Origin of the sequence: Microbulbifer okhotskensis, from assembly GCF_023895975.1 — a bacterium.
In the GTDB taxonomy this organism is placed as follows: domain Bacteria; phylum Pseudomonadota; class Gammaproteobacteria; order Pseudomonadales; family Cellvibrionaceae; genus Microbulbifer; species Microbulbifer okhotskensis.
In genome coordinates this window covers 1-10,675 of sequence record NZ_JALBWM010000123.1, presented here as the reverse complement: position 1 = coordinate 10,675, position 10,675 = coordinate 1, and the positions used below count along the sequence as shown (strand labels likewise).

Below are 10,675 nucleotides of genomic sequence, written 5' to 3'. Positions count from 1 at the left end.
TTTTAAAAGAATTGATTGTTATGGGTTTTACGGGAAGGCCAACAAGTTATCTGGAGACCGTTTTACAAAATAGCGGTTTCTTTCCTGATATATCCCTAGGGGATTATCAGCGCATGTACGGTGTTCCGGCGGACTTTATGCAGGAAAAGGTTGAACACCTGCTACGCCTGGCAATGTTAGATGTGAACGACAATCTGCAAGAGCAGCAAACCACCTGGCAAGAGGAAGGCTATTCAACTCTCGCAGAAGTGCCAGCGGAATTGATCGGAGACAAGAGCCGATTATTGGTGCAGTACCAGCGCGCGGTTTTTGCCTTGGCTACCGCAATGGCTTTCCGGCAATTCGCCACGGTAACGCGCCGGGAAGTTGGAGAGCACCAGGCAGCACAGAGTTTAGAAACAGAGCAAATGTACCGGGCTGAATCCGATAGAGCGGTGCGCCGCTTGCGCGGTATCTCAACCAATATTACCGCAGAGATTATCTAGTTATGGCCGGAAAAAAGTTACAGGCAATTACCGCGCATTTACTTGCCGCTAATTTAGTGCCCCAACAAAAGTTTGAATCTTGGATGGAAGAAGGGCGCATAGAAACCGCTAGTAAGAATTTAGGAAACGGTATTCGAATTAGTCGCGCCGAGTATGACGCAGTGATCGTACTTGAAGAATATAACGGTGACGCGGCCCTGGTCTTTGCATTGGTGACAACCTGGTTAATGGAAAATGATTCCAGTCGCTTTGATGACGACATGCCGGAGCCGCAAATAGAAGTCACACCGATTGATGCTCAGTCGGTGGATGTGGAAATCACAATCCGATTTTTTGAGAACGTGGATTTAGTGCCCGACGATAACGGCCCTATTTCCTACCAGGGGCAACGCTATGCCATTGCGACGGTGCCCGTTGATGAGCCAAGCCAAGTAGCGGTTGGCGATAACAAAGAATTACCTACTGACGCCCCGTATAACCGTGCAGATTGATCTAACAGGACATTTAAAAGCCCGGCAGCAATTAGCCCTGCTAAAGCTACCACCCGCGAAACAGCGGCGCATAGGCGGCACGCTGGCCCGCAAAGTCCGCACCTATAGCCGTAAGCGATTGCGCGAACAAAGAGGGCTGGACGGTAAAAGCTGGGAGAAACGCAAAAAAGGTCCTAAGCGACAAAGGGGCAAGGGAAAAATGCTGCGCGGCTTTAGTAAGAGAATGCGGGCACGAAGTACCGGTTTAGGGGGTGAAGTATTTTTTGCCGATAAAAACACGGCGCAAATTGCCTACCAGCACCAACACGGTATTGCTGAAGAGTGGGACGGGCAAAAGGCAGAAAAGGTTTACGGGAAACCGGATTACAAAGCCCCGGCAACGCGACGACAGGCAAGAGCGTTGAAAAAAGAGGGGTACAAAGTGCGGCTACCTGGAGGCCGCATGAAAAAGCCAACTCTGCGTTGGATTACTGAAAACCTAACCCTAGGACAAGCGGGCCTTATTTTACAAATATTGCGAGATGAACCGAAGGAAAATAGTTGGGTAATCGAATTACCAGAGCGAAGTTTTTTAGGTGCTACAGACCGGGAAGTGAGCGAACTTGCCGAAGTAATATTCAAAGAAACCAGCGGACGTATTAACAACATTTAGGGGGCCACATGGCACAGGGGACAGTAACGGTAAATAACCTGAACTTAGGTCAGGGCGCCTTCGATGAAATCGAACGCAAGGCACTTTTTTTGGGGGTAGGGGATACCAATAAAAATAGCGTCCTTGCATTGAATTCACAGAGTGACCTGGATGAACTGCTAGGGGCAAATGATTCACAACTCAAAACCCAAGTCATGGCCGCGCAAGCCAATGGCGGGGAAAACTGGAGCGCATGGGCGGTGCCCCTGGACGTGTCCGACGATTGGAAGACCGCACTGGATACCGCCATGCAGAGTGTCTCCCCAGAGCTGGTAGCCGTTTGTACCCCGGCATTGGTGGCCAATGACCTAGATGTCGCTTTTGCCAAGGCTGAGAACATTAGAACCAGCCTGGGGCGCCGTGTAGCGATCCTGATTGCTACCCCCGGCATCGATGACACTAGCGAGAGCTGGAGCGATTACCTGGCCGCACAGGCCGCCATTGTGGACCCTGTAAGCGCCTATCGGGTATCAGCGGTTCCCCTGCTGCACGGAAACAACCTGGGCGAACTGGTAGGCCGCTTGTGCAATCGTGCTGCCAGCATCGCTGATTCCCCTATGCGGGTTGCCACAGGGCCACTGTTAGCGCTGGGTTCTGTACCCAATGACAAAGACGGCGTACCGCTGGACAACGCCATGTTGGCGAGCCTGGACGCGCTGAGGCTATCAGTACCGCAAACCTATGTTGATTATCCGGGTACCTATTGGGGCGACTGCAACATGTTGGACGCCGAAGGGGGAGACTACCAGGTTATTGAAAACCTCCGTGTCGTGGATAAAGCGGCCCGCGCTATTCGGGTGTTGGCGACTGCGCGGGTAGGCAATCGACAGCTGAACAGTACCCCAATCTCTATTGCCTCCAATAAAACCTACTTTTCCCGCCCATTACGGGAAATGGCGCGCAGTGTGCAATTTGGGGCTGAAGTATTCCCTGGCGAGATTAAACAGCCCAAGGATGGCGATATTGAAATTATTTGGCCGACTCGCGACAAAGTGGAAATTTATTTGAAGGTAACGCCTTACAACGCACCGAAATCTATTACCGCCAATATTGCGTTGGACCTAACCAATCTTGGCTGAGTTCGGTTTTTCCAATCTTAATTTTTAGCTTTTAAATACCTGGGGATAGTTATGTCCAAAATATCCGGACGCGACATTGACACCATGATTGGTAGTTACCGCATCAATATCGAAGAGGCCAGTCTTTCTATTGAAGATGGCACCGGCACCACAAAAACCCGTGGTGTACCTGATGGATTTATTGAGGGTGATGTTTCGGCTAGTGGAGAGATCAAACTGAATACTGGGCAGTTTCAAATCATTGTTGAAGCGGCCAAAGAGGCAGGAAGTTTCCGTGGGCTGCCAACTTTTGATTTGGTGTTTAACGCGGAAACCACCGATGAATCCATCAATGTTGAAGCCTTTGACTGCAAGCTCAGTTTGTCGGATGTGCTGAGTGCAAACCAAAGTAATGAACGGCTTATGCATACCATTAAGTACGAAGTAACAGGCCGTGAATTTGTCAATATCAACGGTGTTCCCTATCTGCGCTCTGAAGAAATTGAGCGGCTGAATTAAGGGCCTGTTATGCCAGATCTATTTGACCAGGCGTCACAGCTAGAGCAGCAGGAGCGGGACAGCGTATTAGCTGCACAGTGCGACCGCTCCCGACAAAAGATACCCAGCCGGGAAAACTGTAAAGATTGTGACGAGCCTATCCCGTCAGCACGGCGGGCCTTTGGTGGCGTAACCAGGTGTATTGAGTGTCAGGAATTTTTTGAAAAAACGGGGCGTTAAAAATGCGGGTACGGTACGGACAACTACAAACGGCAATGATACGGAAAGGTTATCGTTTTTTTGATGACGGAAACTTTAATCTTAACTTGATTGGTATCCGTAGTTCCGACCGTAATGCCAATTCATTTAATGATCGTTTTGCCGTTGCCTGGCGTTTTGAAGGAATCCCCCATTGCCTTAGTTTTTCCGCGACCACTGATCCCGGCAATTTCTGGCGAGAAAACCCGCTTAATGTAAACGGTACTGCCATTTTAGTCCCTGGACAGTATCCGGGGTTATGGCAACTGGGTTTACACCAGGGGAAATATCGGGCATTGGTGCAACGGAAGTCTGCGCGGGTGTACCGAGACAATAACCAGGATTCAATCATCAATATTGATTCCCCCATCGATGACGGACTATTCGGGATTAATTGTCACCGAGCAAGCGCCAGCCAAAAAAGCCGCCGTGTGGACCGTTGGAGTGCGGGTTGTCAGGTGTTGGCCGATCCTTTTGATTTTGCACTGCTGATTTCGCTATGTGATGTGGCGGCGGAAAAGTGGGGAACCTCATTTACCTATACGTTACTTGAAGAGAAAGACCTATGAGCCTTTTTGAAAAAATTGTAAGTGCTGCTACTGGTGGTATTGGAAAGTTGGCTTTTGAAGTGGCTGAGAAATATTTTCCGCCGAACATGAGTGAAGCCGAGCGAGAGAAAGTCCTTATTGATTTTCAAAAGATGGAAGATGCAAGGACTCGTGAAGCTGATAACGCGGCGCTAATGGCTGAGAAAGCCCACACAGAAAGAGTCAGTATCCTTGAGGGGTCTGCAAGTGATCTCAAATCAATGCCAATACTAGGCCCGCTGGTTCTCTTCTTAAGAGGCTGTCAGCGTCCCGCGTGGGGATTCGCCACTCTCTACTTAGATTGGCTTTGGTTCAGCAGTTGGAATCTTACAGATAGGCAGGAAACGGCACTAATCGTTATCAACTCTTTAGTTTTAGGTTTCCTTTTTGGTGAGCGTGCCGTTCGTAATGTATCGCCAATGATTGCGGAAGTATTCCGGGCGCGGATTGGCGGGGCGGGTAATGGAAAACCTATCTGAACAGGAATCAGCAGTAGCAAAACGGGCAGCAGATGAAGCGCTGGAGGGAATGCTACAAAGGCTGGGTATAGATACTGAAAACGTCCTGGAGACGCAAAAAGACCAGGCGTATTTGCGCCAGCAGCGCCTGGCATCAGAGCAAGTTGCCAAGTGGACTAAGCGAATAATTCTAGGAATATTTCTGAGTAGTTTATTTGGGATTATTTGGGCTGGTGTAAAAGCCGCCCTGAATATTAAAAGTTAAACACAAACCCCCTTTAGTTAAGGAAATATCATGGCAAAAGATGTCAACAAAAACACAGCTGACGAAAATACACAAGAATTTGAAGTCACTATTGATGGCAGTGAAGTTCTATTCAAAGTTACTCGCAATGATTACAACAAACTGGTTAACCAGTTGGGGCCGGGTAATAAAGTCAACGCTTTTCATAACTTCCTGGTTTCTACAGTAAGCGATGAGGGCAAGCAAGCTTTGCTAAAGGTTCTGGCGGATAGACCGGGAAGTGAAGTGGCAATTGGTTCAGGTATTTATGAAGCCTATACACCTGACCTGCAAGTTACCGTAAAAAAGCGTTAGCGCTCGCCGACGCAATGTCGGAAAACGGGTATAGCCAGTTATGCGCTTATGCCCGTAAGTGGTTGCCGGGTGAACCGCTTACAGAGGACACCTTGGCAACTGCCGTGATGTTAGAGCGGGAATACTGGAAGAACTTTGAATCAGCCGTAACTAACGGTATTGGTAAAGCCTGGAAGAACTAACGCAATGAGTACCAAGCTAGAAAAATTAATGTTTCGAATTGCCCTGATTGATAGGGCTAGTGGTCCAATCGGAAAGATTGACTCACAGGTGAGACAATTAAAGGCCACTGCAACAAAGGGCGGTGTAATGCTTGGTGGCGCAGCTGCGGGCGGCTGGGCTTTACAGCGTTCTCTTTCAGGCTTACTTGATCCCGCTATTGAAATTAACCGTGCATTGGGGGAAGTAAAAAGTCTTGATGTTCACGGTAAAGCATTAGATAAGCTACAGCGAAGCGCCCTTACCACTTCTATTCAATATGGCACCAGCGCCGCTGATTTTATCCGAGCCTCTTACGATATTCAGAGTGCTATTTCTGGGCTAAAAGGTGACGAGCTTGCACGGTTTACTAAAGCGAGCGCTGTATTAGCGATGGGCACTAAATCCGATGTGGGAACCATTACGGATTATATGGGCACCATGTACGGCATCTTTCAAAAGGATGCTGAAAAGCTGGGCAATGCGAAGTGGGTTGAAATTGTGGCAGGCCAAACAGCCACCGCTGTACAGATGTTTAAAACTACCGGGGCAGAAATGGCCGCTGCCTATTCCACATTGGGTGCTGAGGGCCAATCCCACGGAATACAAATGGCCGAACAGATGGCCATTATGGGCCAACTTCAATCCACGATGAGCGGTAGTGAATCTGGCACTAAGTATAAGGCATTTTTGCAGGGCATCGGAAAAGCTCAAAGTGAGTTAGGGCTTCAATTTACGGATAGCCACGGACGGATGCTGCCGATTCTGGATATTCTGGGCAAGCTTGAAGGACGGCTTGCAGGTCTGGGATCAGTTGAGCAAGGCCAGCTACTCATGAAGGCGTTCGGGCGTAAGGAAGCGGTTTCATTGATTCAGCAATTAATGCTGGATACCAAGGGACTGGCCAATAATATTCAAGCGCTCGGCAATGTTAAGGGCATGGAAAAAGCCCGTCGAATGGCAACAGAAATTTCCGACCCCTTCGACCGTTGGCGAGAGAGTAGCAAAGCGGTGCGCGCGGTTATTGGTAATGCCTTGTTACCTGTAATCACGCCACTAATCGATAAATTGACCGCTGCCAACGCGACTATGGTTGATTGGTCGTACAAATTCCCGCATTTAACCAAGGCAATCGGTATTACTGTATTAGTAATTGCCGGTTTAATTTCTGTCGTTTTACTGTTTGCAGCGGTAGGGGGTGTGGTACAGCTGACAATGGCTGGGCTGATTGGTTTGCAAACTCTCTGGACAGGAGTAACGGCAGTTGGGGCCGGGGCTTTAGGCTTATTAACCAAAGGCTTAAAAGCCGCGCGTATCGCAACTTTACTATTTAGTTTGGCTTTATATGCTAATCCCCTGGTTTGGGTTGCTGCTGCGGTAATCGGTTTAGTGGCTGGCCTGGCTTTGCTGGTGATTCACTGGGATACCGTCAAGGCTGCTGCGCTTGGTTTTATTGGTGGCTTTATTGAGCGTTGGTCAGCTATTCGAGAGGCCATTAATAGTAACCCCATAGCGCGCATTCTGGCGGCACCATTCCTTACAGCTATTAATTTGATAGGGATTTTGTTTGATCTAATCAAGAAGATACCCGCGCTATTTACCCGCCTTAAAAACTGGCTAGGTGAATTAGGTGTTTTCGATGCGCTGGGTAACGCGGCCGATTGGGTTATAGAAAAACTAAACCTAATACCAGGCATTAATATTGAAGCGACAGTAGAGAAAGAGCGCTCCAGTATTCCCAAGGCGTCAACGCCTCAATATCAGCTCAGTGCTGTTCCTGCCGGGGGTATCTCCCAGCATATCCAGAACAACCAGAAAGGCGGCACTCATATCGAAAAAGTCGAAGTGTTTAACCCGGCTTCCGGTTATGGCTTTGTAGATGAAATGGAAATGGCGGCGGGCTAATGGCGGAACCTAAATACCAGGATTTATTAATTGTTAATAACGATATTGCCCTGGATTCCCTGGGCGTCCCTATGGGGATTAGTGACAGGGCGTCCGTTGCACAAGATATCAAACACATGATTAGAGAAAGTGGCCTACTGGTTGAACTCGTGGGCGAACGTCAAAGCGATAAATGGGCGTTAAATCTTTCTCGACTTGAGAACCTGGTGGAAAGTGATTCCCGTATTGAACCAGGTACCGCGCGCCTTTCCCGTGATGTAGGAGAGGTTTTAGTCACAGCTACCACGGTAGATTTTAAAGATATCGAGTTTACCTTATGAGCGAACAAGAGCTATTCACCAACCTTTTAAAAGACGGCGGTATCCCAACCACTGAAGAAGAGGTGCGCGTGGAATTTGAAAAAGAAGTAGACGCGGAAGGTGTCGCCTTTACCAATAATCGGGATATTTCACCCTGGTGGCGAATGGTTACGGTACTTATAACAACGCCGATAAGCTGGTTGATACAGGCACTTATTAAACTCGTAATGCCGCAAATCTATGTAAAGACCGCAAGCGGGGATTTCTTAGCGCTTCATGCTGATGGGGTAAACCTGGAGCCAAAAACAAAGAGTAAGGCACAGGGCTATGTGCAATTTTTGAGGGCGGATAGTTCGGGCTCCTTAGATGTTTCAATTAATACAGCAATTCAAAGTGCCAATATTAATGGTCGGGTTTATACGTTACGCACGACGGCAACGGTGACGTTTAGCGACGGATTGGACACGGTGCTAGCACCAGTGGAAGCTGAAGAGGCGGGCAGTGCCTATAACCTGGCAGCGGGGTATTACTCAGTGTTGCCAGTGTTATTGCCTGGCATTGTCGCAGTAGCCAACCTGGAAGACTGGCTAACCCACCCTGGCACCGATGATGAAGACCCGGAGGAATTGAGGAAGAGAATTAGAACTCAGTATATGGCGGTGAACCAGTGGCACACCGATGCAGTTTACCGATCATTAATCGCCAGCTTTGATGGTGTTAATGATGAAAACGTATTTTTTGACAGTGATGCACCGCGCGGCCCTGGTACCGCTGATGCCTATGTGATGTTTGAGACCGGTCAACCAGATGACAGTTTTATCCAAACTATCCAGCAAAAAATCACCGATGAAGGGAATCACGGTCACGGGGATGACTTAAAAATTAATGCCATGCCTGAAACCTTCCACGATATTACGGTGACGGTATACACCATTGATGGCCTAAGTGGTGGTACCAAAGATGAAATCAAAAAGAGTGTCGAGGATTTTATCTGGGCAGCCTTCAGAGGGAATTTAGATTATCAGCCAACCCTGGTTAAGCCTTGGAGTCGGTTTTCTTTCTCACTATTGGGTGGTGAGCTACATAGAAAATTCGACTTGCTTCGCGGTGTTGATTTCAGCCTGGATTACATCGTCAGTCAAATGGATTTACCCAGAATTAATAGCCTATCGGTGACAGTGGCATGATTGATTTAAAACTGCCTTTTTGGTTGTCCGGCCCTCAACTCTCCAAGTTACGCAATGCCTGCCAACGCTTTTGGGAGCGTGTCGAGGAGTGGCTTTATTGGCCGGTACGACAACTGGACCCGGAGACCTGTATACCTGGTGCCCTGGATTTGCTCGCCTGGCAAAGAGGGGTGGAACGATTTGAAGGCGAATCCATGCAGTTATATCGCTTGCGGGTTAAATACGCTTTTGTGAATGCACAAGACGCGGGCAGGACTGCTGGCTTAAAGCGTATCTTTGAGCGGCTATTAATTGGTTATATCGAGATTGAAGAACGCTTACCGGATCGAGACTGGGATGTGATCAAGCTGCATTTAACAGACTCACAGTTGGCAGAAAACCCAGAACTATTACAGATCATTTTAAGCAAATATGGCCGGATATGTCGCCGCTATGAGTTTGAAGTCTTAACACCACTGCAAGTGCAATTGCGCACAGCAGATTGTGGCCACGATAACGGCTATCTAGTTGCGTCACTTTAAGGGGGAACTATGCCCGCAATTATTAATTCAGGAGCCGCCTATATTGCGGCTAAGACTGGCGCCAATGAGCCGGTGGAAATTACCCAGTTTGTATTGGCTGATATTGATGGCTTGGACCATACGCAGTCCGTTAATTTGGCTGAAGTTATGCCAGCCGCTAATGAAATTGTGCATCAGGCCGCTGTATCACAAAAAGGCTATCTGACGCCTGATAAAGTGGTTTATTCACTATCGATGGATACCGGGGATGGTGATTTTTATTTTAACTGGCTGGGCCTGGTAGCCAACGACGGCAGTCTGGTAGCGGTTGCTTATGTAGCGCGAACATTAAAGGCAGCGACCGCTAACGGTGTGCAAGGTAATAACATTACCCGAAATTTCCTTTTGCAGTTTGCCGACGCGCAAGCGTCAACCGGAATTACTGTGCCCGCCGAAACCTGGCAAATAGACCTAAGCGCCTGGCTAAATGCTATGGACGTTAGAGAACGTGAAAGTAACCGGGATATATACGGACGCGCTAGTTTCTTTGGCGATGCCTGGAAAGTGACTCTTGATGGCGGTGATTACAAAGTACAACCAGGTATTGGCTATATAGAAGGGATACGCATTGTAAACCCCTCCGAGATGATTATTGCAGCTCCAAGCGCTTTACCTAAAGAGCTGTGTCTTGATGTTTCATTACAAAAAGATGTTAACCAGGTATCCGCAGTTTTTACTGTTTATTATGGTACCCCTGGTGATTATGTGGATAGTGCAGGGGTTCAACATTATGTTGAAAAAATATCATACCTTTTAGCCACGGGTGATCCGGGAGATAGGCGCACGGTATACGATGTTGACGATACGGGCTTGATCAACTTCATTCAGACCCGGACTAATCTTTATGTTTCTCAGCAGCAATACGCCTCAGAAACTGAGCACGGTATTGTCAAACGCGCAACTCAAACGCAGGTTTTAGAGCGTGCAGATAATGAAACGTATGTTTCCCCTAAACAATTATGGGCGGCACTAGATCATTTAATACCGCTCAATGTCGGCGTTTCTTGGCATGGGACAATAGATGATATTCCCGATGGTTGGGCGCTATGTGACGGTCAGGACGGGCGCCCAAATTTGATTAATCGCGTGATTATTTGTGCGGGTGGTGAATACTCACCAGGTGACACAGGCGGTAATGATACGCCTAATACGGGTAGCGCTGGCAGTCACTCCCACACAGCATCTACTGGCAGCGCGGGTAGCCATTCCCATAGCGGTAAAGCAGATTCATCGGGAAGTCATTCACACACGGCAACGACAGCCAGCGCGGGTAGCCACAGCCATAGTGCATCCACAGGCAGTGCCGGTAGCCACTCCCATACAATTACGGTTGCAAACCATACGTTGTCAACGTCGCGGATACCCTCGCACGGACACAATATTAATAGCGTGCAGCTTATGA

The 10,675-nt window shown here is 48.4% G+C and carries 16 protein-coding genes; all 16 read left to right on the top strand.

Features of this window, described 5'->3' with window-relative positions:
- Positions 1-485 (top strand): head completion/stabilization protein (locus tag MO867_RS18540; protein WP_252471925.1); only part of this gene is annotated, 485 nt, incomplete at its 5' end.
- Between the two features lie 2 nt (positions 486-487).
- A complete protein-coding gene (locus MO867_RS18535; RefSeq protein WP_252471923.1) occupies positions 488-976 on the top strand; it encodes a phage tail protein in 489 nt (162 codons plus the stop codon).
- Positions 966-1,628: a phage virion morphogenesis protein gene (locus MO867_RS18530; RefSeq protein WP_252471921.1), complete on the top strand. Its 663-nt coding sequence runs from the start codon at positions 966-968 to the stop codon at positions 1,626-1,628. The genes MO867_RS18535 and MO867_RS18530 overlap by 11 nt, the downstream gene beginning before the upstream one ends.
- A gap of 8 nt (positions 1,629-1,636) precedes the next feature.
- A complete protein-coding gene (locus MO867_RS18525) occupies positions 1,637-2,746 on the top strand; it encodes a DUF2586 domain-containing protein (RefSeq protein WP_252471919.1) in 1,110 nt (369 codons plus the stop codon).
- Positions 2,747-2,797: 51 nt separating this feature from the next.
- Positions 2,798-3,244, top strand: a complete 447-nt coding sequence (locus MO867_RS18520) for a phage protein (RefSeq protein ID WP_252471917.1) — start codon at positions 2,798-2,800, stop codon at positions 3,242-3,244.
- A 9-nt stretch (positions 3,245-3,253) separates the two neighbouring features.
- Positions 3,254-3,463, top strand: coding sequence for a TraR/DksA C4-type zinc finger protein (locus MO867_RS18515; protein WP_252471915.1), 210 nt, complete (start codon positions 3,254-3,256; stop codon positions 3,461-3,463).
- A 2-nt stretch (positions 3,464-3,465) separates the two neighbouring features.
- Positions 3,466-4,050, top strand: a complete 585-nt coding sequence (locus tag MO867_RS18510) for a hypothetical protein (RefSeq protein WP_252471913.1) — start codon at positions 3,466-3,468, stop codon at positions 4,048-4,050.
- Positions 4,047-4,547 carry a hypothetical protein gene (locus MO867_RS18505; RefSeq protein WP_252471911.1) on the top strand — a complete coding sequence of 167 codons (501 nt, stop codon included), beginning with the start codon at positions 4,047-4,049 and terminating at the stop codon, positions 4,545-4,547. The genes MO867_RS18510 and MO867_RS18505 overlap by 4 nt, the downstream gene beginning before the upstream one ends.
- Positions 4,531-4,791, top strand: a complete 261-nt coding sequence (locus tag MO867_RS18500; RefSeq protein ID WP_252471909.1) for a hypothetical protein — start codon at positions 4,531-4,533, stop codon at positions 4,789-4,791. The genes MO867_RS18505 and MO867_RS18500 overlap by 17 nt, the downstream gene beginning before the upstream one ends.
- Before the next feature lie 30 nt (positions 4,792-4,821).
- On the top strand, positions 4,822-5,124 hold the full coding sequence (locus MO867_RS18495) for a putative phage tail assembly chaperone (protein WP_252471907.1): 303 nt from the start codon (positions 4,822-4,824) through the stop codon (positions 5,122-5,124).
- Between the two features lie 14 nt (positions 5,125-5,138).
- Positions 5,139-5,306, top strand: a complete 168-nt coding sequence (locus MO867_RS18490; RefSeq protein ID WP_252471906.1) for a DUF6890 family protein — start codon at positions 5,139-5,141, stop codon at positions 5,304-5,306.
- 4 nt (positions 5,307-5,310) lie between these two features.
- Positions 5,311-7,227 carry a phage tail tape measure protein gene (locus MO867_RS18485; protein WP_252471905.1) on the top strand — a complete coding sequence of 639 codons (1,917 nt, stop codon included), beginning with the start codon at positions 5,311-5,313 and terminating at the stop codon, positions 7,225-7,227.
- Positions 7,227-7,547: a DUF2590 family protein gene (locus tag MO867_RS18480; protein ID WP_252471904.1), complete on the top strand. Its 321-nt coding sequence runs from the start codon at positions 7,227-7,229 to the stop codon at positions 7,545-7,547. Before MO867_RS18485 ends, MO867_RS18480 begins: the two co-directional genes overlap by 1 nt.
- Positions 7,544-8,713, top strand: a complete 1,170-nt coding sequence (locus MO867_RS18475; protein ID WP_252471903.1) for a baseplate J/gp47 family protein — start codon at positions 7,544-7,546, stop codon at positions 8,711-8,713. The genes MO867_RS18480 and MO867_RS18475 overlap by 4 nt, the downstream gene beginning before the upstream one ends.
- Positions 8,710-9,234, top strand: a complete 525-nt coding sequence (locus MO867_RS18470; protein ID WP_252471902.1) for a phage tail protein — start codon at positions 8,710-8,712, stop codon at positions 9,232-9,234. The genes MO867_RS18475 and MO867_RS18470 overlap by 4 nt, the downstream gene beginning before the upstream one ends.
- Before the next feature lie 9 nt (positions 9,235-9,243).
- A partial coding sequence (locus MO867_RS18465) for a phage tail-collar fiber domain-containing protein (protein ID WP_252471901.1) occupies positions 9,244-10,675 on the top strand: 1,432 nt, incomplete at its 3' end.